The sequence below is a fragment of the Streptococcus sp. AS20 genome, from assembly GCF_000524255.1.
Lineage (GTDB): Bacteria > Bacillota > Bacilli > Lactobacillales > Streptococcaceae > Streptococcus > Streptococcus constellatus.
The window spans coordinates 1-24,290 of record NZ_JANS01000011.1 but is presented as its reverse complement, the minus strand read 5'-3'; the positions used below and the strand labels follow the sequence as shown (position 1 = coordinate 24,290).

Annotated in this window: 28 protein-coding genes and 1 pseudogene; 28 read left to right on the top strand and 1 reads right to left on the bottom strand. The window is 37.2% G+C overall.

Annotation, left to right across the window (positions count from 1 at the left end):
• Position 1: 1 nt before the first annotated feature.
• The 4 genes from gatC to HMPREF1514_RS05670 all read left to right on the top strand — a co-directional run bounded on the left by gatC (position 2) and on the right by HMPREF1514_RS05670 (position 4,184).
• A complete protein-coding gene (gatC, locus tag HMPREF1514_RS05685; protein ID WP_003026120.1) occupies positions 2-304 on the top strand; it encodes an Asp-tRNA(Asn)/Glu-tRNA(Gln) amidotransferase subunit GatC in 303 nt (100 codons plus the stop codon).
• A complete protein-coding gene (gene gatA / locus HMPREF1514_RS05680; protein ID WP_037597916.1) occupies positions 304-1,770 on the top strand; it encodes an Asp-tRNA(Asn)/Glu-tRNA(Gln) amidotransferase subunit GatA in 1,467 nt (488 codons plus the stop codon). Before gatC ends, gatA begins: the two co-directional genes overlap by 1 nt.
• Positions 1,770-3,203 (top strand): Asp-tRNA(Asn)/Glu-tRNA(Gln) amidotransferase subunit GatB, encoded by a 1,434-nt coding sequence (gene gatB, locus HMPREF1514_RS05675; protein ID WP_037597915.1) that lies wholly within the window; start codon positions 1,770-1,772, stop codon positions 3,201-3,203. Before gatA ends, gatB begins: the two co-directional genes overlap by 1 nt.
• 63 nt (positions 3,204-3,266) lie before the next feature.
• On the top strand, positions 3,267-4,184 hold the full coding sequence (locus HMPREF1514_RS05670) for a DMT family transporter (RefSeq protein ID WP_037597913.1): 918 nt from the start codon (positions 3,267-3,269) through the stop codon (positions 4,182-4,184).
• 30 nt (positions 4,185-4,214) lie between these two features.
• On the opposite strand, the gene HMPREF1514_RS05665 is transcribed toward HMPREF1514_RS05670, so the two are convergent.
• Positions 4,215-4,841 (bottom strand): TVP38/TMEM64 family protein, encoded by a 627-nt coding sequence (locus HMPREF1514_RS05665; protein ID WP_006268538.1) that lies wholly within the window; start codon positions 4,839-4,841, stop codon positions 4,215-4,217.
• A 149-nt stretch (positions 4,842-4,990) separates the two neighbouring features.
• On the opposite strand from HMPREF1514_RS05665, the gene HMPREF1514_RS05660 reads away from it, so the two are divergent.
• The 24 genes and pseudogenes from HMPREF1514_RS05660 to HMPREF1514_RS09815 form a co-directional block, all read left to right on the top strand.
• Complete coding sequence (locus HMPREF1514_RS05660) at positions 4,991-5,518, top strand: YqeG family HAD IIIA-type phosphatase (protein WP_037597912.1); 528 nt, start codon at positions 4,991-4,993, stop codon at positions 5,516-5,518.
• 2 nt (positions 5,519-5,520) lie between these two features.
• Positions 5,521-6,627 (top strand): ribosome biogenesis GTPase YqeH, encoded by a 1,107-nt coding sequence (yqeH, locus tag HMPREF1514_RS05655; protein ID WP_037597910.1) that lies wholly within the window; start codon positions 5,521-5,523, stop codon positions 6,625-6,627.
• 63 nt (positions 6,628-6,690) lie between these two features.
• On the top strand, positions 6,691-7,002 hold the full coding sequence (gene yhbY / locus HMPREF1514_RS05650) for a ribosome assembly RNA-binding protein YhbY (RefSeq protein WP_024052667.1): 312 nt from the start codon (positions 6,691-6,693) through the stop codon (positions 7,000-7,002).
• Between the two features lie 12 nt (positions 7,003-7,014).
• The gene (locus HMPREF1514_RS05645) at positions 7,015-7,656 is read left to right on the top strand and encodes a nicotinate-nucleotide adenylyltransferase (protein ID WP_037597905.1); all 642 of its coding nucleotides are present in this window, start codon (positions 7,015-7,017) and stop codon (positions 7,654-7,656) included.
• Positions 7,646-8,239: a bis(5'-nucleosyl)-tetraphosphatase (symmetrical) YqeK gene (gene yqeK / locus HMPREF1514_RS05640; RefSeq protein WP_037597902.1), complete on the top strand. Its 594-nt coding sequence runs from the start codon at positions 7,646-7,648 to the stop codon at positions 8,237-8,239. Before HMPREF1514_RS05645 ends, yqeK begins: the two co-directional genes overlap by 11 nt.
• A gap of 15 nt (positions 8,240-8,254) precedes the next feature.
• Complete coding sequence (gene rsfS / locus HMPREF1514_RS05635) at positions 8,255-8,620, top strand: ribosome silencing factor (protein ID WP_037597901.1); 366 nt, start codon at positions 8,255-8,257, stop codon at positions 8,618-8,620.
• Positions 8,621-8,707: 87 nt separating this feature from the next.
• Positions 8,708-9,442: a class I SAM-dependent DNA methyltransferase gene (locus HMPREF1514_RS05630; RefSeq protein WP_037597898.1), complete on the top strand. Its 735-nt coding sequence runs from the start codon at positions 8,708-8,710 to the stop codon at positions 9,440-9,442.
• Positions 9,443-9,691: 249 nt separating this feature from the next.
• Entirely contained in the window at positions 9,692-11,104 is a 1,413-nt protein-coding gene (locus HMPREF1514_RS05625) for an Eco57I restriction-modification methylase domain-containing protein (RefSeq protein WP_037597894.1), read from the top strand.
• 11 nt (positions 11,105-11,115) lie between these two features.
• Positions 11,116-13,365 (top strand): sensor histidine kinase, encoded by a 2,250-nt coding sequence (locus HMPREF1514_RS05620; RefSeq protein ID WP_037597892.1) that lies wholly within the window; start codon positions 11,116-11,118, stop codon positions 13,363-13,365.
• Positions 13,365-14,006 (top strand): hypothetical protein, encoded by a 642-nt coding sequence (locus HMPREF1514_RS05615; protein WP_037597890.1) that lies wholly within the window; start codon positions 13,365-13,367, stop codon positions 14,004-14,006. Before HMPREF1514_RS05620 ends, HMPREF1514_RS05615 begins: the two co-directional genes overlap by 1 nt.
• Positions 14,007-14,018: 12 nt before the next feature.
• Positions 14,019-14,684, top strand: coding sequence for an HNH endonuclease (locus HMPREF1514_RS05610; protein ID WP_037597888.1), 666 nt, complete (start codon positions 14,019-14,021; stop codon positions 14,682-14,684).
• Positions 14,685-14,874: 190 nt separating this feature from the next.
• Positions 14,875-15,966 carry a nucleotidyltransferase gene (locus HMPREF1514_RS05605; RefSeq protein ID WP_037597886.1) on the top strand — a complete coding sequence of 364 codons (1,092 nt, stop codon included), beginning with the start codon at positions 14,875-14,877 and terminating at the stop codon, positions 15,964-15,966.
• 115 nt (positions 15,967-16,081) lie between these two features.
• A complete protein-coding gene (locus tag HMPREF1514_RS05600) occupies positions 16,082-16,798 on the top strand; it encodes a YebC/PmpR family DNA-binding transcriptional regulator (protein ID WP_003039425.1) in 717 nt (238 codons plus the stop codon).
• A 456-nt stretch (positions 16,799-17,254) separates the two neighbouring features.
• The gene (locus HMPREF1514_RS05595; protein ID WP_006268533.1) at positions 17,255-17,656 is read left to right on the top strand and encodes a helix-turn-helix domain-containing protein; all 402 of its coding nucleotides are present in this window, start codon (positions 17,255-17,257) and stop codon (positions 17,654-17,656) included.
• 151 nt (positions 17,657-17,807) lie between these two features.
• Positions 17,808-18,152: pseudogene (locus HMPREF1514_RS05590) on the top strand (SulP family inorganic anion transporter); the annotation flags it as partial.
• 26 nt (positions 18,153-18,178) lie between these two features.
• Positions 18,179-18,289 carry a hypothetical protein gene (locus HMPREF1514_RS09820; RefSeq protein WP_119056564.1) on the top strand — a complete coding sequence of 37 codons (111 nt, stop codon included), beginning with the start codon at positions 18,179-18,181 and terminating at the stop codon, positions 18,287-18,289.
• The gene (locus HMPREF1514_RS09765) at positions 18,241-18,363 is read left to right on the top strand and encodes a hypothetical protein (protein WP_261674374.1); all 123 of its coding nucleotides are present in this window, start codon (positions 18,241-18,243) and stop codon (positions 18,361-18,363) included. Before HMPREF1514_RS09820 ends, HMPREF1514_RS09765 begins: the two co-directional genes overlap by 49 nt.
• 172 nt (positions 18,364-18,535) lie before the next feature.
• The gene (locus tag HMPREF1514_RS05585) at positions 18,536-19,360 is read left to right on the top strand and encodes an amino acid ABC transporter substrate-binding protein (protein WP_037597883.1); all 825 of its coding nucleotides are present in this window, start codon (positions 18,536-18,538) and stop codon (positions 19,358-19,360) included.
• 154 nt (positions 19,361-19,514) lie between these two features.
• Complete coding sequence (locus tag HMPREF1514_RS05580; RefSeq protein WP_037597881.1) at positions 19,515-20,366, top strand: MetQ/NlpA family ABC transporter substrate-binding protein; 852 nt, start codon at positions 19,515-19,517, stop codon at positions 20,364-20,366.
• Positions 20,367-20,455: 89 nt separating this feature from the next.
• The gene (locus tag HMPREF1514_RS05575) at positions 20,456-21,829 is read left to right on the top strand and encodes a M20/M25/M40 family metallo-hydrolase (RefSeq protein WP_037597879.1); all 1,374 of its coding nucleotides are present in this window, start codon (positions 20,456-20,458) and stop codon (positions 21,827-21,829) included.
• Complete coding sequence (locus HMPREF1514_RS05570; protein ID WP_037597877.1) at positions 21,822-22,883, top strand: methionine ABC transporter ATP-binding protein; 1,062 nt, start codon at positions 21,822-21,824, stop codon at positions 22,881-22,883. Before HMPREF1514_RS05575 ends, HMPREF1514_RS05570 begins: the two co-directional genes overlap by 8 nt.
• Entirely contained in the window at positions 22,884-23,576 is a 693-nt protein-coding gene (locus HMPREF1514_RS05565) for a methionine ABC transporter permease (protein ID WP_006270229.1), read from the top strand.
• A 150-nt stretch (positions 23,577-23,726) separates the two neighbouring features.
• The gene (locus HMPREF1514_RS05560) at positions 23,727-23,945 is read left to right on the top strand and encodes an IS3 family transposase (RefSeq protein WP_084635987.1); all 219 of its coding nucleotides are present in this window, start codon (positions 23,727-23,729) and stop codon (positions 23,943-23,945) included.
• A 277-nt stretch (positions 23,946-24,222) separates the two neighbouring features.
• The coding region (locus HMPREF1514_RS09815; RefSeq protein WP_443030964.1) for a hypothetical protein at positions 24,223-24,290 on the top strand (68 nt) is incomplete at its 3' end.

The following is a 24,290-nucleotide window of genomic DNA, read 5'->3' as shown; positions in this document are numbered from 1 at the left end:
GATGAAAATTACTCAAGAGGAAGTAACGCATGTTGCTCACTTGTCAAAATTAGCTTTTTCACCTGAAGAAACAGCAGAATTTGCGACAACTTTGTCAAAAATTGTGGACATGGTGGAGTTGTTAAACGAAGTTGATACAACTGGAGTGCCTTTTACATCAAACGTGGCAGAAAATGTCAACTATATGCGTGAAGATGTAGCAGTTGCAGGTTGGAATCGAGAAGAACTTTTCCAAAATGTACCTGAAAAAGAGCGGGGCTATATCAAGGTTCCTGCCATCCTAGATGACGGAGGAGATGCCTAATGACTTTAAACCAAAAAACAATTGAAGAATTGCATGATCTCCTTGTCAAAAAGGAACTTTCAGCAGTTGAGCTGACGAAAGCTACTCTGGAAGATATGAAAAGTCGAGAAAGTGCAGTTGATAGTTTTATTACGATTAGTGAAGAAGAAGCGGTGGCACAGGCAGCAGCAGTAGATGCAAAGGGAATTGATGCGGATAATCTCATGAGCGGCATTCCACTGGCTGTTAAGGACAATATTTCTACTAAGGGGATTCTAACGACAGCTGCCTCAAAAATTCTCTACAATTACAAACCGATTTTCGATGCGACCAGTGTGGAGAAACTCTATAGTAAGGACATGATTATCGTTGGTAAAACCAATATGGACGAATTTGCCATGGGTGGTTCTAGCGAAAACTCTTATTTTAAGACTACGAAAAATGCTTGGGACGCTACAAAAGTTCCAGGTGGTTCATCTGGTGGTTCAGCGACAGCAGTTGCTTCTGGTCAAGTTCGCCTGTCTCTAGGTTCTGATACCGGAGGTTCGATCCGTCAGCCAGCTTCCTTTAACGGAGTGGTTGGTCTCAAGCCAACTTATGGACGAGTTTCTCGGTTTGGTCTCATTGCTTTTGGTAGCTCGCTAGATCAGATTGGACCATTTTCTCGGACGGTCAAAGAAAATGCTCAGCTTTTGGGAGTGATTGCAGGCAATGACAAAAAAGACTCAACTTCTTCTCAACGAGCTGTTCCTGATTTCACTAGCAAGATTGGTCGAGAGATTAAAGGATTGAAAATCGCTCTTCCCAAAGAATACATGGGCGATGGAATTGATGAAAAAGTCAAAGAACGCATTTTAGCGGCTGCTCAGCATTTGGAGAGTCTGGGAGCAATTGTTGAAGAAGTCAGCCTGCCGCATAGTAAGTACGGTGTTGCAGTTTACTATATCATCGCTTCTTCTGAAGCCAGTTCCAACTTGCAACGTTTTGACGGGATTCGCTACGGCTATCGGGCAGAAGAGATTGAAAACTTAGAAGATGTCTATGTCAAATCTCGCAGCCAAGGTTTTGGTGAGGAAGTCAAGCGCCGAATTATGCTAGGAACGTTCAGTTTATCGTCTGGTTATTATGATGCTTATTTCAAAAAGGCGGGTCAAGTTCGGACGCTCATTATGCAAGATTTTGCCAAGGTTTTTGAAAAATATGATTTGATCTTAGGCCCAACTGCACCGACGGTAGCATATGACTTGGGCAGTCAAAACCAAGATCCGGTAGCCATGTATCTGGCCGACCTTTTGACCATTCCAGTCAATCTGGCTGGCCTGCCGGGTATTTCGATCCCAGCTGGCTTTGCAGATGGTCTTCCTGTTGGTCTGCAGCTGATTGGTAACCACTTTGATGAAGAAACGATTTACCAAGTCGCAGCTGCTTTTGAAGCAACGACAGATTACCACAAGCAAAAGCCAGTCATTTTTGGAGGTGAAAAATAATGAACTTTGAAACGATTATTGGATTGGAAGTCCATGTTGAATTAAAAACAAATTCAAAAATTTTCTCACCAGCACCGGCTCATTTCGGGGAAGATCCAAATACCAACACCAATATCATTGACTGGTCTTTTCCAGGTGTCTTGCCAGTAATGAATAAGGGAGTTATTGATTACGGGATCAAGGCTGCTCTGGCGCTCAATATGGACATTCATCAAAAAATGCACTTTGACCGCAAGAATTATTTTTATCCAGATAATCCTAAAGCCTATCAAATTTCTCAATTTGATGAGCCCATTGGCTATAATGGCTGGATTGAAATCGAGCTAGAAGACGGCACGACTAAAAAAATTCGCATTGAGCGGGCTCATTTGGAAGAGGATGCTGGCAAGAATACCCATGGCAGTGACGGTTATTCTTATGTTGACCTTAACCGTCAAGGAGTGCCTTTGATCGAGATTGTCTCAGAAGCTGACATGCGCAGTCCAGAAGAAGCTTACGCTTACTTAACAGCGCTCAAAGAAATTATCCAATACACGGGTATTTCCGATGTCAAGATGGAGGAAGGCTCCATGCGGGTCGACGCAAATATTTCTATCCGACCTTATGGCCAAGAAGAATTTGGCACCAAGACAGAACTAAAAAATCTTAATTCCTTTAACTTTGTCCGCAAGGGCTTGGCTTTTGAGGAAAAACGCCAGGCTGAGATTTTGCGTAGCGGTGGACAGATTCGTCAAGAAACTCGCCGTTATGACGAAGCGACAGGTGAGACTCTTTTGATGAGAGTCAAGGAAGGTTCGGCAGATTATCGTTATTTCCCAGAGCCAGACCTGCCAATCTTTGAGATTGATGACAGCTGGATTGAGGCGGTGCGCTCAGATTTACCAGCTTTTCCAAAAGAACGTCGGGCTAAGTATAAAGCTGACTTCGGACTATCAGACTATGATGTCAAACAATTAACGGCAACGAAAAATCTCTCAGACTTCTTTGAAGCTGCGGTAGCAGCAGGCGGAGACGCAAAAACTGTGTCAAACTGGCTGCAAGGTGAAGTGGCTCAGTACCTCAATGCTGAGGGCAAGACTATCGCAGAGATTGAGTTGACACCGGAAAATCTGACAGAAATGATTGCTTTGATTACAGATGGCACTATCTCTTCTAAAATTGCCAAAAAAGTCTTTGTTCATTTGGCGAAGAATGGTGGATCAGCCAAGGAATATGTAGAAAAAGCCGGTCTGGTCCAAATCTCAGACCCAGCCCAGCTATTACCAATCATCCAAGAAGTATTTGCCAACAATGAAAAAGCTCTCAATGACTACAAGGGCGGCAACAAAAATGCAGCTAAGTCACTGATTGGTCAGCTCATGAAAGCTACCAAAGGCCAAGCTAATCCACAAGTAGCTCAAAAACTGCTCAATCAAGAGTTGGAAAAATTGTAAAATATAAAAAATCAGTCGTTTCGGCTGATTTTTTGTGTTATAATCATACGATGAAAGGGAGAAGTGGAATGTCAAAGACAGCCAAAGGGCACCATTTTAACCTTAGTCGCAGGAATTGCATGGGAATTATCTGGGATGAGCGGACAATACTTGATGGCGCATGGATTTCCGGTTTTAGTTTTAACAAATATCCGACTTCTAATCGCAGGGGCTTTGTTGGTATTGTATATGGTGCTAGCTAATCGTAGAAAATTGATTGAAATGATAAAAGACCGAAAAGCAATAATGTCTTTAGCATTGTTTGCTTTGTTAGGATTGTTGCTCAATCAATTTGCTTATTTAAAGTCTATTTACGAAAGCAATGCAGGAACGGCTACTGTTTTACAATATGTCTGTCCGGTTGGAATCCTTGCTTACACTTGTATCAAAGACCGTGTTGCCCCTACTGTGACAGAGGTGTTATCTATGATATTAGCGGCTGGTGGAACCTTTTTGATTGCTACCCACGGACAGCTTAATCAATTATCTGTCACGCCAGCAGGATTGTTCTGGGGATTGTTTGCAGCCTTCACTTACGCTTTATATATTCTTATTCCGATTCAGCTGATAAAGACATGGGGCAGTATTCCGGTGATTGGAGTGGGGATGATGTTCGCAGGCCTTGTTCTGATACCATTCAGCGGTATCTTGCATTTTCATTGGCGATTATCCATGGAAGTGTATCTAGCTTTAGCTGGGATTATTTTAGTGGGGACAATCCTCGCTTATACACTATTTCTCAAAGGAACCAGTCTAGTCGGACCTGTAAAATCAAGCCTTCTAGCGGCTGTTGAGCCTATATCGGCTGTATTTTTTGCTTTTCTCCTTATGCACGAGCAATTTTATCTCGTAGATTTTGCTGGTATGTTTATGATTTTATCGGCGGTCTTCTTAATTTCTATCAAAGATTTGATATTAGAAAAAAGGAAAGGAATCTTATAAAAGGCAGAGCGAATCGCATTGCTCTGTCTTTCATTTTGAAAATAATTGCCAAAAGAAGTCGATGATGTATGTCAAACCGTAAGTATAGATGACAAGTGTGATAGGCTTGCACAAGACGATAATGATCATATATTTTTTAAAAGTCATTTTCGTAAGAGCAGCCAGCATACAGAGGAAGTCTGCTGGACTGATAGGCCAAATCATCATAAAGATGAAAAAACGTTCAAAACGATTGTCCTCGTCCAGCCAACCGATATACCTGTCGTAGGTGTGTTTGCTGACGACCGATTGGACAAAAGCGGGTCCGTAGGTACGTGCTAGGTAAAAAATAATAGCACAGCCGATGACAATTCCAACATAATTATAAATGGTTCCAATGATATGACCATAAATAAAAACACCAGCAACCGAAGTCAAAGCTCCAGGAATAATAGGAACAACTGTCTGTAGGATTTGCAGGAAAATAAAAAGTGGTGGTCCCCAAAATCCAGCCTGCTTAATAAAGGCGGACAGGGTTTCTTTAGATTGTAAAATGCCAGTATAATAGGCCCAGATACAGAAAATTACTGTTCCAACTGCTCCAACAATAGAAGCCCAGTTGATAAATTTTTGTAAAAGAGGGGAGACGGCAGTCATTTTCTTACTCGTATTTGCCATAAGTTCCTCCGTGTTAAATTCTCTATTCTTACTATAACATTTTTAAACATTTTTTGGCAAATTGTACATAAAATCGATGAAAAGATCTAGGGTGCGAAAACCTTTTTTTTATGTTAAAATAGGTAGAAGTATAATGTTTGGAGAGAAATGTGGCAATTGAAAACTACATGCCTGATTTTGCGATTGAGGCAGTTTATGATTTGACAGTTGAAAGTTTAAAAAAACACGGTATCAAGGCTGTTTTGGTGGATTTAGATAATACTCTTATCGCATGGAACAATCCCGATGGAACACCAGAAATGAAGCAGTGGCTTCACGATGTGCGAGATGCAGGGATTCGAATTATTGTGGTATCTAATAATACCAAAAAACGAGTGAAGCGAGCAGTTGAAAAATTTGGAATTGATTATGTTTGTTGGTCTATGAAGCCTTTTACTTGGGGGATTAATCGTGCGTTAAAGGAATTCCATTTTGAGAAAAACGAAGTGGTCATGGTGGGCGATCAGCTTATGACAGATATTCGAGCTGCTCACAGGGCTGGAATTCGTTCGATTTTGGTCAAGCCACTAGTTGAACATGATTCGTTTAAAACCCAGATAAACCGAGCGCGTGAGCGGCGTGTGCTAAAAAAAATGACGAAAAAGTACGGACCGATTGTATATAAAAAAGGAATTTAAACATGGAAGACATTTTCTGTATTGGGTGTGGAGCACCGATTCAGACAAAATATAAGGACAAGTTAGGTTATACTCCTCAGTCTGCTTTGGAAAAAGGACTGGAGACAGGCGAACTGTATTGCCAGCGCTGTTTTCGTCTCCGTCACTACAACGAAATTACCGATGTGCAATTGACTGACGATGATTTTCTCAGACTTCTCCACGAAGTCGGCGACAGCAATGCTCTCGTAGTTAATGTCGTAGATATTTTTGATTTTAATGGTTCAGTGATTCCGGGTTTGCCACGTTTTGTGGCTGGCAATGATGTGCTGTTAGTTGGGAATAAAAAAGATATTCTTCCCAAGTCTGTTAAGACTAGCAAAGTGACCCAATGGTTGACAGAGAGGGCTCACGAGGAAGGTCTGCGTCCTGTTGATGTGGTTCTGACTTCAGCTCAAAACAAGCAAGCGATTAAAGAACTTATTGAAAAGATTGAGCACTATCGGAAAGGTCGAGATGTTTATGTGGTCGGCGTGACTAATGTCGGTAAGTCCACGCTTATCAATGCTATTATTCAGGAAATTACCGGAGATAAGGAAGTTATTACGACCTCACGATTTCCAGGGACGACACTGGATAAGATTGAAATTCCGCTGGCTGACGGCAGTCATATCTACGACACACCAGGGATTATCCACCGCCACCAAATGGCTCATTATCTGTCTGCTAAAAATCTCAAATATATCAGTCCGAAAAAGGAAATTAAGCCCAAAACTTACCAACTTAATCCTGAACAAACCCTCTTTTTAGGGGGCTTGGGACGCTTTGATTTTGTGTCGGGTGACAAACAGGGTTTTACGGCTTATTTTGACAATGAGCTCAAATTGCACCGCACCAAACTTGCGGGAGCGGGAGAATTTTATGAAAAGCATGTTGGCTCTTTGCTAACACCGCCCTCTAAAAAAGAAGAATCAGATTTCCCTCAGTTAGTCAAACATGAGTTGAAAATTGAAGTTAAAACAGATGTAGTTTTTTCAGGCTTGGGCTGGATTCGTGTGATAGGACCAGCAAAGATTGCAGCTTGGGCTCCAGAGGGAGTAGCAGTAGTGACCCGCAAAGCCATTATCTAAGAAGAAATGGCTGTTAGAAAAATAAAGAGAAGACAAACGAAATAAGAAACAAAAGAGGAATCTATGTCATTAACATCAAAACAACGGGCTTTTTTAAATAGCCAAGCTCACAGTCTCAAACCAATCATTCAAATTGGCAAAAACGGTCTCAACGACCAGATTAAAACGAGTGTTCGTCAAGCTCTAGATGCTAGAGAATTGATTAAAGTAACTCTTCTACAAAATACAGATGAGAACATCCATGAAGTAGCAGAAATTCTCGAAGAGGAAATCGGTGTGGACATTGTTCAAAAAATTGGTCGTATTTTAATTCTGTACAAGCAGTCTAGCAAAAAAGAAAACCGTAAAATTTCAGTAAAGGTAAAAGAAATTTAGAGGAAGCAGCCTATGGCAATTGAATTACTGACTCCTTTCACCAAGGTGAAGTTGGAACCAGAAGTAAAAGCAAAAAAAAGAAAGCAAGTTGGGATTTTAGGTGGAAACTTCAACCCAGTCCACAACGCCCATTTGGTCGTAGCTGATCAAGTTCGGCAACAATTATGTTTAGATCAGGTCTTGCTGATGCCTGAGTATGAGCCACCACATGTTGATAAAAAATCAACGATTGATGAGAAGCACCGACTGAAAATGCTGGAGTTGGCAATTGAAGGCATTGAAAGTCTGGGAATTGAAACCATTGAGCTGGAGAGAAAAGGGATTAGTTACACCTATGATACGATGAAATTTTTGACGGGAAAACATCCAGATACAGATTATTATTTCATCATCGGAGCGGATATGGTAGATTACCTTCCCAAGTGGCATCGGATTGACGAATTAGTCGATTTGGTTCAATTTGTTGGGGTTCAGCGTCCCCGCTATAAAGCAGGAACTTCTTACCCGGTTATCTGGGTAGATGTGCCGTTGATGGATATTTCTTCGAGCATGGTTCGGGATTTTCTAGCTCAAGGTCGAACACCGAATTTTCTCCTACCTAAGCCAGTTTTAGACTATATTGAGAAAGAAGGGCTTTACAATAATGGAATATGAAACTTATGTGGGAATTTCTCGTGAGCAGCTTTTAGTCAAAATGCAACAGCTGTTACCAGAAAAACGTTTTAAACATTGTCTGGGAGTGGAACAAGCAGCGATTAACTTGGCAGAGCGCTTCGGAGTAGATGTAGGAAAAGCTGGTTTGGCAGGTCTGCTCCATGATTATGCGAAAAAGCTCTCTGACGAAGAATTTCTGGCGCTGATTGATAAGTATGCTCTGGATCCAGCATTGAAAGATTGGGGAAATAATGTCTGGCATGGCATGGTCGGCATTTATAAAATTCAGGAAGATTTAGGGTTGACAGATCCAGAAATTTTACGAGCTATTGAGGTTCATACCGTAGGTTCTGCCCAAATGTCCGATTTAGATAAGGTGGTCTACGTAGCAGACTATATTGAGCCTAATCGGAACTTTCCAGGAGTGGAGCGGGCGCGTGAAATTGCTCACGTTTCGCTCAACCAAGCTGTGGCTTATGAAACGGCACATACAGTGGAACACTTGGCACACAAGGGCTTGCCTATCTATCCTCAAACTTTGGAAACTTACAATGCTTATGTACACTATTTAGAGAAAAATTAAAACGAAGAGGACTACATGAAAGAACAAGAACTATTAGAAATTGTTGTAAAAGCAGCGGATGAAAAACGAGCAGAAGACATTACTGTGCTAGATTTGCAAGAATTGACGACGATGACAGACTATTTTGTCATTGCCAGCTCTATGAATAGCCGTCAACTAGAAGCGATTGCTGATAATATTCGTGAAAAAGTTACAGAAGCAGGGCAATCAGCTAGCCATGTAGAAGGAGACTCTGCTGGAGGCTGGGTACTTTTGGATCTAGGCGGGGTGGTTGTTCATATTTTTTCTGAGGAAATGCGGAATCACTACAACCTTGAAAAACTCTGGCATGAAGCCGTTGGTGTGGATGTGACACCATTGCTTGAGAAACAAGCCTTGTAGATAAAAAACGATGAGGGTTGAGGACATTGTCCCAACCTCTTTCAATGAGAAGAAAGGAAGAGTACCTTTTTGGTACTTCTAGATAAGATGACAACTTATGAAACCTTCGCATCAGTCTATGATGCTATTATGGATGACAGCCTTTATGATAAATGGACTAACTTTTCGCTCCGCCATTTTCCAAAAAATAAGAAAAAGCTCTTAGAATTAGCTTGTGGAACTGGGATTCAATCCGTGCGCTTTGCTAAAGCAGGTTTTGATGTGACGGGGTTGGATTTGAGCGAGGAGATGCTTGAAATCGCTCGTAAACGTGCCAAAGAAGCAGATGAAGCTATTGAATTTAAACAGGGCAACATGCTTGATTTGTCGCAGGTTGGTAAATACGACTTGGTGACTTGTTACTCTGATTCAATTTGCTACATGGTCGATGAAGTTGAAGTCGGTGATGTCTTTCAGCAAGTTTACCACTGCTTAAACGAAGGCGGCGTTTTCATTTTTGATGTGCACTCAACTTACCAAACTGATACAGTTTTTCCTGGCTATTCTTACCATGAAAACGCTGATGAATTTGCCATGGTCTGGGATACATACGCCGATGAAGCACCCCATTCAGTCGTGCATGAATTGACCTTCTTCTTGCAAGACGAAGACGGACGCTTCACACGTTACGACGAAGTCCACGAAGAACGCACTTACGAAATTCTGACCTATGATATTTTACTGGAACAAGCTGGATTTAAAAATGTTAAAATCTATGCAGATTTTGAAGACCAAGCACCGAAAAAGGAAAGCAAACGTTGGTTTTTTGTGGCGGAGAAATAGGGAGATGGTTAAAAACATATTAAAAAAGATTAATGCATATAAAAAATTTTATTTTTCAAAATACTCGTCAGATAATTAACTGCTGTGCTATAATGAAAACATGTGTTAACTTAATAAGCTAAGATTAGCATACATATGTTAGGCTATGTTTTTAATAAGTTAGAAATAGTATAACTGTGTGATTGGTAGTTAGCAGTGCTGATGAATAATAGGTAGGTGAAAAATTAAATATTGTAGTTTGGAGATGCAATGGAAAAAAAAGAACAAGTCTTCACACCTGATGATTATGTTATAGAATTATTGAATATTGTAGAATATAGGGACAGTTTGTTTGGAAAAAAAATATTAGAGAATTCTTGTGGTGACGGACAAATACTTAAAGAAGTTGTAAAACGATATATTGAAGATTGTCGGAAAAATCATATTGCAGATGAAGAAATAATTAAGGGCTTATCTGAAGATTTATACGGATTTGAGATTGACAATAAGCAAATTAAAAAATGTGTCTCTAATTTAGATAAAGTTGCAAGACAGTACAAATTATATAATATTCATTGGAACATACATAATTTAGATTTTTTAAGATGGAAATCTCAATTAAAATTTGATTATGTTGTAGGTAATCCTCCTTACATTACATATAGAGATTTAAAAATGGTGGATAGACAATTTGTTAGAGAGAACTTTAAAACTTGTCAGTATGGGAAGTTTGATTACTATTATGCTTTTGTTGAAAAAAGTATTAATATGTTAAAAGAATCGGGTAAGATGTCGTATTTAATCCCGAGTAGTATATTTAAAACGGTATTTGGAAAGGAATTAAGAAACTTTATTTTACCGCACTTAAAAGCTATCCTAGACTTTAGTGATGTTGATGTTTTTGAAAATGCACTTGTAAAGTCATCAATTTTATATTTAGAAAAAAATAGTAATCTGAAAACTTTTAGATATGAAAAAAGATCAAATAATATTATAAAACAGCTAATTAAAGCTAGACTTGAGGGGAAATGGCAGTTTTCAAGTTTTGAAAATAATAAGAAAAATCGATTTGGAGATTTTTATAAAGTTTCTCACTCAGTAGCTACGTTATACAATAAGGCATTTGTTTTAAAAGATAATATTACGATTAATGACAATGGTCAGCTCTTTGTTGAAGGTATTTTGCTAGAAAATGATCTGATTAGAATAGCATATTCTCCCCGATCAGTTTGTTACAACAAACAAGAGAAAATAATATTTCCCTATGAAACTGTTTCGGGTAATATAAAACATATAAAAGAGGATAAGTTAAAAACAAAATATCCTGGTGTATTTAAATATTTAAGAAAATATTACGCAGAGTTATTGAGACGAAAAAGTGATAAAACTGCTCAATGGTTTGAATATGGAAGAAGCCAAGCCATTAATAATCTGAATTGCTCCAAACTATTATTATCAACAGTTGTAACTCATCAATTAAATATCGCAAAGATTGGATATGATTCAGTACCATATTCCGGATTATTTATTCGAGCGATAGATGAGGAGCAATTTTCTTTAGATAGGGCAATGAGCATTTTGAAATCATCTGAATTTTTTGAATACGTAAAGCAAATTGGAATTCCTATAAATGGTCAATCTTTTAGGATTACATCAAGGGATATTGAAAATTATAAATTTTAAAGGAGTTTATAATGAATACTAATCAAGAACCGGAAAAATTAAAGTACGTTATTGAAGATAGAACTTTGGCAGCTATATTGGGGGTTCAAAATTTTTCAACTGATGAATCTGCAGTATTAGAATTAGTAAAGAATGCATACGATGCTGGGGCTAGAAAAGTAATAATTGAGTTTTCTAAAAATTTAATTAGAATTACAGATAATGGGAGTGGGATGAATTATTCTGATATCCATAATTACTGGATGCATGTTGGGGAGAATCATAAACTGAATAAAACTGTTAATTTTGATGGTGTCGAAAAAATGACGGCTGGTTCAATGGGAATTGGTAGGTTTGCATTGGCTAGATTGGGAAAGGATATTGAGTTGAAATCTAAGAAAAAAGACAATATTGGTATCGTATGGAAAACAGATTGGGACTCATCAACGATTGAGTACGATACTGATTTAAATGTTCTTGGAACATCTATATTAATTTCTGATTTGAGGGAGAAATGGCCGAAGAAAAAAATTGAAATGTTAAAAGAGTTTTTGAGTCGTACATATAATGATAATGTAATGGAGATTATTATGAACAATAATGGCGAAATTTATCCTGTTAAGCCATTTTTTGTCAAACCTCAATTAGGTATAAATTGTTTATCTTCTATTAGTTTTAATTATTCAACTAGTAATTTTGTTCTTTCAACAGAAATTCAGTCTGATGAGTTCGAAGAAGGAGTTGATAGTGTTTTAAATGATAAAATCAATCCAAAATATTATTGTTCCACTGTAAATATTTTTAATGAATGTTTACAGGATCAAAGCCTTATTGAACTATTAATTGATGAAGTATATGAAGATGAAGAGTATGAAGATAGAAGAAAAAAGAAGAAACAGTTATCTAAAGAAGTTCAGGAAGAAATTCGTGTTTTTTTAAAGGGGTATCTTAATAGGTTAGGAAATTTTAGTGGTGAATTTTATTTTTATATAAAACCGTTAAGAGCCGATTTAAAACGCTACTTCTATAAATATTCTATGTTAGAATCTCCTATGAGGGAGGGAATAATTTTATATAGAAATGCTTTTAGTATTTCATCATTTGATGGAAAAAAAGACTGGCTTGAACTTGGGAAAAGATCTCGTAAATCACCAGCAGCTGCATCTCACCCATCTGGCGCGTGGAGATTAAGGGAAAATCAAATTTCAGGAAAAATTGACATTGATAAGCAGAAAAATAAATATTTGGAAGATATGTCTAATAGACAAGGGTTAAATGAAAATGTTTATTTCGATTTATTTAAGAAAATTATTTTAGTAACAATAAATCAGTTTGAAAAATATAGGCAAACAATTATTCGAGAAATTAGCAAATATAACAAGGAGCAGAGCAAATCACAAGAAAAAAATAGTCCGTTAACAGATATAATTATAAAAGATCCTAAAAAATTACAGAGCTTTTCGGATGAAGAAAGTACTGCTCTTTCAAATGAATTGAAAGAGCAGAAAGAAAATGAACAGAAAAAAGAGAGAGAACAAAAAGAAACTGAGGAGAAGTATAAATATGATGTACGGCTATTGAACATGTTAGCCACGTCAGGGTTAAAAGCATCTTCTATTGCTCATGAAATTAAAAATGATAGAACCTCTTTAATTAATAATATCCCCCGAATAAAAGAACTTTTATGTCAATTTGAGTTGTGGAGTTTATTAGAATCAAAGGGGAAAACAAGTTCCAAAAGTATACCTTATTTATTAGAGAGAGTTCAGCAAGTGAATGAAAAATTACTAACTTTTGTTGATGCGATGATTTCCGAATTAGAAGTACAGCGATTTAAAAATAAAACTAGTAATATTTTTGACGAATTGACTAGGATTAAAAGAAACTGGGAAAATGATTATAATATAATTAAACTTGAATTTCAGTGCGAGAAACAAATAGATTTCAAGGTTTCACCAGATGTAATCCAAGTGATTTTAGATAATCTGATTTTAAATAGCATTCAAAACAATAATATGAAATCTGATTTAAAGATTACAATTCTAGTTACTCAACACAATCGTGACCTGGAAATTCATTATTTTGATAATGGAGTTGGTTTAAATGAAAAATTTTCGCAGTCACCAAGAGATATTTTGGAAATACATGAAACAAGTAGATCTGATGGGCATGGTTTGGGTATGTGGATTGTTAATAATTCTATTCTTGAAAGTGGAGGTGATATTACAAAAATATATAACAACTCTGGATTTAATATAAAATTCTATTTAGGAGAAGGATAATGGAGAAAATTAAAATTGTATACATTGACGATAATCCCGATCCGCTGTTAGCACAATTCTTAGATGAGAAGTTCGAAGTTAATATTGGTGTAGAAAAAGAATATGGAGATATAATTTTTGGTGATTCTCAAACCTATGTTGATTTATTATCTAATCCAGAAGTTAGAGAGGCAAATATTATATTGATAGATTCTAGGTTATTTGAAAATAATAAGGCAAGTGAACTTTTAACTGGCGAACAATTTAAGTTAATATTAAAGAAGTTGCTACCGTTTATAGAAGTAGTTGTCATCTCTCAAAAACCAATTGAAGAAGGCTATACAACAGTGAAAAAATATACTTCTGAAGGAATCAGAAATTATGAAGAGAATAAAGAACTAGCTCTAGAGTATTATGATAAGAATTTATCCCCAATTTTGAATAAGTTAATAAAACATATTCTAGAATATAGAAAAGTATTAAAGAATATTGAAAATAGCAAAGCTATTGATCAGATTTTAATTGATAGAATACAAAACTCGGTAGTAGGTTCTGAACTTTATGATGAATTGAAACAAGAAGATTTGAATCAAATAATTTCATCCTTCATTAAATTAGAAGAATTAATTGTTGGAGAGGAATCAAATGTTCAAGAAGAATAGAAGGATAAATTAATGGGAACAGATTATCGAAAAACTCGTTATGAGCAGAACTATCTTAGCACTATAAAAGCACAGAAATATCTTCTTATTAAAGATATTTTGTCAAATCATCCGAAGGTAACTAACTTTTATAACTGGGTGAAAGATAAAGAAAAATATAAAAATCAATTTATGAAGGTGTACAACAATAAATGTGGCTATTGTGGTATTTCGATAGAAATAATTTCTAAGACACTTTTTGAGGTGGATCATTTTATATACAAGAAATCGAAACGATTTGAAAATAAATCTCATAGATGTCCCAATAAAATGTCAAACTTAATTTTAGCGTGTCACGATTGTAATAGGAAAAAATCATCATTTGAGGTTATTAGAGAAATCGAGTATGTACTCCATTCTGATTATAATAAAGTAAAAAGCGTTTTTCAAAGGGATCCAAGTGATTTTTCTATAAAATTGGGAGACCTTTCTAGCTATAGTTCTTCTCAACAAGAACAGATTAAATGTTTTTATAATAAAGTTGAATTGGGTAGCTATGTCCACCAACTAGATTATTTACTGATGAGCATGAGAGGATTGCGTCGGGAGATTGAAAAAAAATATGGAGGAGAATCTATCCAATATCTCCAAATTACGAAGGGAATTGATATCTTACAAGAAAAAAGGAATGCGATATAATGTTAATTCTTTTCTATTGATAAACGGATGCTTTGCTAAAATGATTGACATTAAAAGACTTCGCAAAAACAAACTGGTTATTGGAAAAACATAAATTTAGTTTAGATTATTAATTTACTTACTTTTTTAATTGAAATTATTTTTTGCTAATTAATGAAAAAGTGATTGGATTATCTTAAAGGAGCCAACTATGACCATCACAGGCATTATCGCAGAATTCAACCCCTTCCACAATGGTCACAAATATTTACTAGAGCAGGTTAAAGGTTTGAAAGTTGTTGCCATGTCGGGAAACTTTGTTCAACGTGGTGAACCTGCGATTGTGGATAAGTGGACTCGGACCCGAATGGCTCTGGAAAACGGGGCGGATTTGGTGGTTGAATTGCCATTTTTGGTGGCTGTTCAGTCAGCTGACTACTTCGCACAGGGTGCAGTGGACATTTTAGAGCAACTTGGTGTGGATAAGTTGGCCTTTGGCACGGAAGAGGTCTTAGATTATCAACGCTTTTCACAGATTTATGGGGGTCATCAACAGAAAATGGTGGACTATGTGCAAAGCTTGCCAGATGATTTGTCTTATCCACAGAAAACACAGAAAATGTGGGAGAGGTTTGCTGGTGTGAAATTCACAGGCAATACACCCAATCACATTTTAGGGCTGTCCTATGCTAAAGCTTGCGCGAATAAGGCTATCGAGCTTCTCCCAATTAAGCGTCAGGGAGCTGGTTATCATTCGCAAGAAGAAAATTTAAAATACGCCTCTGCTACGGCTCTTAGAGAGCGTCTTAATTGTCCAGATTTTTTGGAGAAATTTACCCCGGCTCATGAACTGCTGATTCAGTCTCCCAAAGTGACCTGGTCAGCACTCTATCCTTTGCTGCGTTACCAGATTATCAGTCATCCCGATTTGACGAGTTTTTATCAGGTTAATCAAGAACTTGCGGTGCGCTTGCAGGAAGCAGTGAAAAGCAGTTATAGCGTAGAGGAGTTGGTCGAACAAGTCGCAACCAAGCGATATACGAAAGCACGAATCAGACGGATTTTGACCTATATTTTGGTTGGTGCAAGAGATGAGCTTTTGCCTAGTGGGATTCACGTATTAGGTTTTACTCAAGCAGGTCAAGAACATCTTAAAAAGATGAAAAAGAAAATCGAAGTCATCAGCCGCATTGGTCAAGAACCATGGGATTCCTTAACGCAGCAAGCTGATCGTATTTACCAACTAGGAAATGTAAAGCTAGAGGAACAGAATTTTGGAAGGATCCCGATTATAGTAGATTGATGAAAAAATTGTCTTATAGAACAGTCTCTTGTCACTAATTTGCTAGTGAAATTCAGGTTGACTTGTGTTATAATAAAAAAGATTGAAAAAGTGAAAATCTAAAGGAGAATATCCAATGGGACGTAAATGGGCCAATATCGTGGCAAAGAAAACAGCAAAAGATGGAGCAAACTCAAAAGTTTATGCTAAATTTGGTGTTGAAATCTATGTAGCAGCTAAAAAAGGAGAACCAGATCCAGAATCGAACTCAGCTTTGAAATTTGTTATTGAACGTGCTAAACAAGCGCAAGTGCCGAAGCATGTTATTGACAAAGCGTTAGATAAGGCAAAAGGAAATACAGACGAAACCTTTACTGAAGGACGTTATGAGGGCTTTGGTCCAAATGGTTCAATGCTTATTGTGGATACACTAACTTCAAATGTCAATCGTACTGCAGCCAATGTTCGCTCTGCCTTTGGTAAAAACGGTGGAAATATGGGAGCAAGTGGCTCAGTTTCTTATATGTTTGATAATAAAGGTGTGATTGTGTTTGCAGGAGACGATGCAGATAGTGTCTTTGAACAACTGTTAGAAGCAGATGTAGACGTAGATGATGTAGAAGCAGAAGATGGAAGCATTACAGTTTATACAGCACCAACAGATTTGCACAAGGCCTTGACTGCTCTCCGTGAATCTGGTGTAGAAGAATTCCAAGTCACCGAATTGGAAATGATTCCACAATCTGATGTGGTATTATCAGGCGAAGATTTAGAAACATTTGAAAAATTGTATGCTGTGTTAGAAGATGACGAAGATGTCCAAAAGATTTATACAAATGTAGAAGGATTTTAATAGTGAAGAAAGAGGTGCTTAGATACTCTTCTGAGCTTAAAAAGCAAATGAAGAGTCCGACAGCTACTGCGTCAAGAGTTTTTTACTAATACAGATTGAGACTGAGATAATTTTGTCCCAGTCTCTTTTTTTGTTACTTACTAATCTCTCAGTGTTTTTTAAGAAATTTAGTTATAAGACCGTAAGTATGTTGAGCTAGTATCTTCTTTACTTTGATAGAGTAGACATGAAGTTTGGTAGAAAAGGTGGCTAGCTAATAATATGTAGTTGAAGAGTGAGGTTGGTTTCCAAGACTGCTTGTTGTAGCTTAGTTTATTCTAAAAATTCAAATAAGGAGCGTAAAAAGCAGACAAATCAGTGATAAACTATAAGTTGAGAGAAGTAAACTATTGGTCGATTGAGTTTGTAAGAAAAGGTGCTACAATATAATTAGCAAATGGAGGGAGGAAAAATCTGATGAAAAAACAAACACTAGGTATGATGATTTCATCATTAAGGAAAGCAAAAGGGATGACACAATTAGAACTGGCTGAAAAGATGGGGGTCACTGATAAGGCTGTTTCAAAATGGGAAAGAGATTTATCCTATCCAGATATTAATACCATTCCTAAATTAGCAGACCTGTTTGATACATCGGTAGATGAGCTGATGCAAGGACAGACAGTGATGAAAGAAAACAAGAAAAATAGAAAATCTGATATTGTTGACACCGTGTTGAGAGGACTTGGAGTAGCCATGGGGATTGTTGTAGTGGTTTTATCTGCTTTAGGAAAAGTGGACACTAAGGCTGCACTGACAATGCTTGGACTTGGTTTAGCCAGTCTTTCAATCTCCTCACTAAAGGATAAAAACGAATGAGAAAGATTATTAAAGGCGATGGTGAAATAATTATCGCCTTTTCTGATACGTTTTCATATTCAGGTCATCTAGAGATTTTACATGGGGTTATATTACAATGGTAATAAGATTCTCGCAAGCGTCTGGGAACAGGGAAAAAGGGGAGGGGAAAATGGACGCTTTTAAGTATATCAATCCTAAGTTTTTAGTATGGTACAGAATTATTCGGGTGCACAATTTGTCAAAGACCTTGTAGCTAGATTATCGTGGTAATCATTTTCATATTGGTGAGCCAACAGCCGCTTTGGTTGTTATCATTTATGGAATTATTGCGCAGTACGGTCTATCTGGTCTGACAGTGGCTACTTTCTTAGCTGGTCTAATGCTCGTCGGCATGGGTTTGCTACATTTCAGTGACTTGTTCAAATTTATTCCTAAGACCATCACTGTTGGCTTTACCCTTGGAATTGACGTTGGAATTATCGCTGGACAAATCAAGGACTTCTTTTGTCTGAACAAGGTAAAAATGTCTTAATTCTTCGTATGCGCAGTGTTTCTGTAATGGATATTTCGGGATTGGATGTTCTTAAAGAGATCCTTGGCAAATGTCAACGAACAACCTTACCATGTCATGGAAAAAGCAAGCTTTATTGATAAGAGTTGGTGCAGACAACTTTTGTGCTAATATTGATGTCGCTTTAACACGCGTAGCTAGTTTAGAAAAGTAATTGAGTGTTTCCACTATTCGTCAAATGTATCAATGTTTGGTAAAAATCTGATTTCGTTTAGCTCTACTTGATAAAGAAAATCTATCACTTGGATAAAAATCAAATAATAGTCAAGAAGAAAAATATTTGATATGATAGGATTTATCTTAATGAAAGAGGGTATTGTAAGAATATGAAAAAAGTATTGAAATACTTTTCTTTAGCAGCTCTTGGACTTTTAACAGCAGGAGTTTTAGTAGCGTGCTCTACCTCAAAGTCACCTACTTCATCTGGGAAAACAGAAGTCAAAGTTGCAACGAATGCTTCACCAAAGCCATTTAACTATGAAGAAAATGGGAAACTAACCGGCTATGAGATTGAAGTTATTCGTGCCATTTTTAAAGGTTCTAATAAATACAAGGTCAAATTTGAAACGACAGAGTGGTCTGGTATTTTCGCTGGTCTAGATAGCGATCGCTACCAAATGGCAGTGAACAATATCAGCTATACAAAAGAACGTGCAGGTAAGTATTTGTATGCAGCTCCGACTGCTAAAAATCCAAATGTCTTAGTAGTGAAAAAATCTGATAAAACTATTCAATCATTGGATGATATTGGTGGTAAGAAAACAGAAGTAGTGCAAGGGACAACGACTGCCGCACAATTAGAAAAATACAATCAAGCACATGCTAACAATCCAACAAAAATTAGCTACACAAAAGCGGATTTTCAACAAATTATGAACCATTTAAACGATGGAAAGTTTGATTATAAGATTTTTGATAAAATCGGTGTTGAAACAGTTATTAAAAATCAAAAACTGGATAACCTAAAAGTGATTGATTTACCAAGCAATCAACAACCTTATGTTTATCCACTTTTAGCAAAGGGGCAAAATGAATTGAAAACATTTGTTAATAAGCGTATTCAAGACTTGTACAAAGATGGGACTCTGGAAAAATTATCTCAAAAATTCTTTGGTGGTAGTTACTTGCCAGCAGAAGCAGATGTGAAATAAGAAACTTAAAACCAGCTAGATGCTAAATGCCAGCTGGTTTTTTAATAAATTTAGTTATAGTTTAAAACTATAACCCTTGTTATGAAATAACAATTTGTCAATTAGGTAAATATGTGCGATACTATTTTCATAAGATTTTTAAAGGAGAATGAAAATGAAATTGAAAACATGGTTTGGAATAACAGCTCTAGCAGCGACAGCAGTAATTGGTTTAGCAGCTTGTGGTTCGGGAAATAAAAATGCTGATGCCAAGACAGTTAAAATTGGTGTGATGACAAAAAGTGATTCGGAAGAAAAACGTTGGAACAAGATTCAAGAGTTGTTGAAAAAAGATAACATCAAGTTGCAATTTACAGAATTTACGGATTACTCTCAGCCGAATAAAGCAGTTGCTGATGGTGAAGTGGATATCAATGCTTTCCAACACTACTATTTTTTGAACAACTGGAATAAGGAAAACAAGCAAAACTTAGTCGCAGCAGCTGAAACTTATATTGCCCCAATTCGCCTCTATTCTGGTACAAAAAATGGGAAAAATAAATATACGAAGGTAAGTCAAATTCCAAATGGTGCAGAAATCGCAGTTCCAAATGATGCAACAAATGAAAGTCGAGCACTCAATCTATTGCAATCTGCAGGTCTGATTAAATTAGACAAATCTGGGAATGAATTGGCAACTGTGGCAAATATCAAAGAAAATCTAAAGAAATTGAAAATTACAGAATTGGATGCCAGTCAAACAGCACGTTCATTGACATCTGTAGATGCAGCTGTTGTCAATAATACTTTTGTTACTGAAGCAAAAATTGATTTTAAAAAAGCTCTGTTTGTTGAACCAAAAGATAAAAACTCAAAACAATGGTTTAATATCATTGCAGCTAAAAAAGATTGGGAAAAATCTCCAAAAGCAGATGCCATTAAGAAAATTATCAAAGCTTATCATACAGATGAAGTCAAAAAAGTAGTTGACGAAACATCAGATGGTCTAGATCAACCAGTTTGGTAAGATTCACCCTATTTATCTGTATTTCAGTTTGACAAAACTCAGTTGGAATCGCCGACTGAGTTTTGTCGCCATGACTATGAGGAAAAAAGATGACATTTTCAAGTGAAGAAGAACAAATTAAAAGATTTGAAGAGGATATGGTGGCACAAGACTATATTGCCGTTTTGCGGGCATTGATTTCTAAAAAATCAATCTTTGCCCAACAGGTTGGTCTACAAGAAGTTGCTGCTTATCTAAAAGAAATCTTTATAAAAGCCGGTGCAGAGGTGGAATTAGATGAAAGCTATACAGCGCCATTTGTGATAGCAAAATTTAAAAGTCAGAATCCAACAGCTAAGACAATTATTTTTTACAACCACTATGATACAGTTCCGGCAGATAGTGATCAAATTTGGACAGATGATCCGTTCACTCTATCTATTCGGGATGGTGGCATGTATGGCCGTGGAGTCGATGATGACAAAGGGCATATTATTGCACGTTTGACGGCTGTTCAAAAATACCTACAAACGCATGATGACTTGCCTGTTACTGTCATTTTTATCATGGAAGGTGCGGAGGAATCAGCTTCGGTTGATTTGGAGAAATATCTAGAGAAACACAAATCTCTTCTACACGGAGCAGACCTGTTGGTTTGGGAGCAAGGCATTAAAAATTCTTTAGGTCAACTTGAAATTTCTGGTGGAAATAAGGGAATTGTCACGTTTGATATCAAGGTTAAAAGTGCAGAAGTGGACATTCACTCCAGTTTTGGTGGCGTGATTGATTCAGCTTCTTGGTACTTGATTAATGCCCTTACTAGTTTGAGAAATAAGGATGGACGCATTAAAGTAGAAGGACTTTATGAACAAGTAATAACACCCAATCAACGAGAATTGGCTTTGGTGGAGAGATACGCTCAGCGCAGTCCAGAAGAAGTAGAAGCCATTTACGGTTTGAAATTACCTTTATTACAAGCGGAGAAAAAAGATTTTTTAAATCGAATCTTTTTTGAACCTTCTATTAACATTGAAGGGATTACTTCTGGTTATCAGGGGCAGGGGGTGAAAACTATTCTTCCTGCAGAGGCCTCAGCAAAAGTAGAAGTTCGTTTAGTTCCAGGACTAGAACCTCATAGAGTATTAGAATTAATCCGAGAACAACTCGATAAAAATGGTTTTGATAAGGTAGAATTAGTCTATACTTTGGGCGAAATGAGTTATCGTAGTGATATGAGCGCGCCACCGATTTTAAAGGTTATTGAACTGGCTAAGAAATTTTATCCAGAAGGTGTTTCTGTTTTGCCTACAACCGCAGGAACCGGTCCCATGCACACTGTTTTTGAAGCACTTGAAGTGCCGATGGTCGCTTTTGGACTTGGTAATGCAAATAGTCGTGACCATGGTGGTGATGAGAATGTACGCATTTCAGATTATTACACCCATATTGAATTAGTAGAGGAGCTGATTGCAGGTTATGAGTAAAGAAATGATTCAATTAGAGCATATTGACGTAACTTTTCAACAAAAGAAACGTCAGATTCAAGCAGTTAAAGATGTGACACTTCATATTCAAGAAAGAGATATTTATGGAATTGTTGGCTATTCTGGAGCTGGGAAATCAACCTTGGTTCGTGTTATTAACCTACTGCAAGTTCCAACGAATGGGAAAATTATTGTAGATGGGGATGTTCTTTTTGACAATAAAGTAACTCTGACAGCAGAACAACTGCGTCGCAAACGTCAAGATATTGGCATGATTTTCCAACATTTTAATTTGATGAGTCAATTAACAGCGGAAGAAAATGTTGCGTTTGCGTTGAAACATTCTGGCTTATCAAAAGAAGAAAAGAAAGAGAAAGTACATACGTTGTTGGAGCTCGTTGGCTTAGCAGATCGCGCTGAAAATTATCCCTCTCAGCTTTCTGGAGGGCAAAAACAACGGGTTGCAATCGCGCGTGCCTTGGCAAATGACCCCAAAATCTTGATTTCGGATGAATCAACTTCTGCTCTAGATCCCAAAACAACTAAACAAATCCTCACATTGTTACAAGATTTGAATCAAAAGCTCGGATTAACGATTGTTTTGATTACTCATGAGATGCAAATTATCAAAGATATCGCTAATTGTGTTGCTGTTATGCAAGATGGTCAATTGATTGAAGAAGGTTCTGTCTTGGATATTTTCTCTAATCCTCAGCAAGATTTAACCAAAGACTTTATCTCCACTGCAACAGGGATTGATGAAGCTATGGACAAGATTGAACAGCAAGAGATTGTCAAACATTTAGCCTCAAATAGCCTATTAGTACAAATGAAGTATGCGGGAACCTCTACAGATGAACCCTTGCTGAATGAGATTTACAAACATCATCAAGTTACTGCCAACATACTTTATGGAAATATTGAAATTTTAGGGGGAACACCTGTCGGAGAACTAGTCGTTGTTTTATCTGGTCAAAAGGAAAATCTAGTAGCGGCTAAAACAGCTATTTGTGAAGCTGGGGTTCAATTAACGGTATTGAAGGGAGAGGCATAGATGGAAAACTTTATTCAAACATACTTGCCGAATGTTTATCGAATGGGGTGGAGTGGTCAAGCTGGCTGGGGAACAGCTATTTACTTGACATTATATATGACAGTCACTTCTTTTATTATTGGTGGATTATTAGGGTTAATTGCTGGGCTTTTTCTTGTTTTGACTGCTCCGGGAGGAGTCTTGGAAAATAAAGTAGTTTTTTGGGTTTTAGATAAAATCACGTCAATCTTTCGCGCAATTCCATTTATTATTTTGTTAGCCGTTCTTTCTCCGTTTTCCCATTTGATTGTAGGAACTAGCATTGGACCAAATGCAGCTATCGTACCACTTTCTTTTGCTGTATTTGCTTTCTTTGCTCGTCAAGTTCAGGTTGTTCTCGCCGAATTAGATGCTGGTGTGATTGAAGCTGCTCAAGCTAGTGGAGCGACTTTCAGTGATCTAGTAGGTGTCTATCTACGCGAAGGTCTGCCAGATTTGATTCGTGTGACGACTGTGACTCTCATTTCTCTGATTGGGGAAACAGCCATGGCCGGTGCTGTCGGAGCCGGCGGGATTGGCAATGTTGCTATTGCTTATGGTTTCAATCGTTATAACAATGATGTCACTATTTTAGCAACAGTGATTATCATTATTCTTATCTTTACTATCCAGTTTGCTGGTGATTTTTTGACTAGAAAGTTAAGTCATAAATAGACAACTAAATATGATTGTTAAAGATAAACAATAAATATATGAAGAAATGATATAAAAATTCTATGATAATAGGCACTACACCCTCAAAATGAGACATAAGAAAACCACTTCTGTTGAAATCTAGGAAACTAGAAACAGGAGTGTTTTATTATGCTCAAAAAAGCCTATTCAGTGGAAACTAAGTTGGCCTGTATCGAAATGAAGAAAGCAGGTAAGTCTAACAAGGTCATTAAGGAAACTTTGGGCATTAAGAATAATAGTCAGATTTATACATGGATGAGATGGCATAAGAACGAAGAGCTCCACCGTTTCCATCCACCTGTTGGTAAGCAAGATTCCTACGGTAAAGGTTCTGGAGGAGCTATCTGAAGTAGAACAACTACGATTACAGGTGCAACTCTTAAAAAAGTATCGGAGCTTGGTCAGGCAATCGCAGAGGGTCAGCGGTTCAGTCCTGTTTCGGCGTCAAACGCTCAACTTTCTACCGTTGGAAAGCAAGAGGCGAAAAACTTGAGAAGAGAGACGAGGTTGTAGAGAAAATCGAGCAACTCTGTATGGAACATCATTTTATCTACGGCTATCGTACTATTACACGACTACTTAAATCCATGGACTAATCGTTAATCGCAAGAAAGTCTATCGAATTATGAAGGAGAATAGTTGGCTCTGTCGTGCACGTCCTAAGAAGGTGCCAAATATAGGTCAGCCTTACTA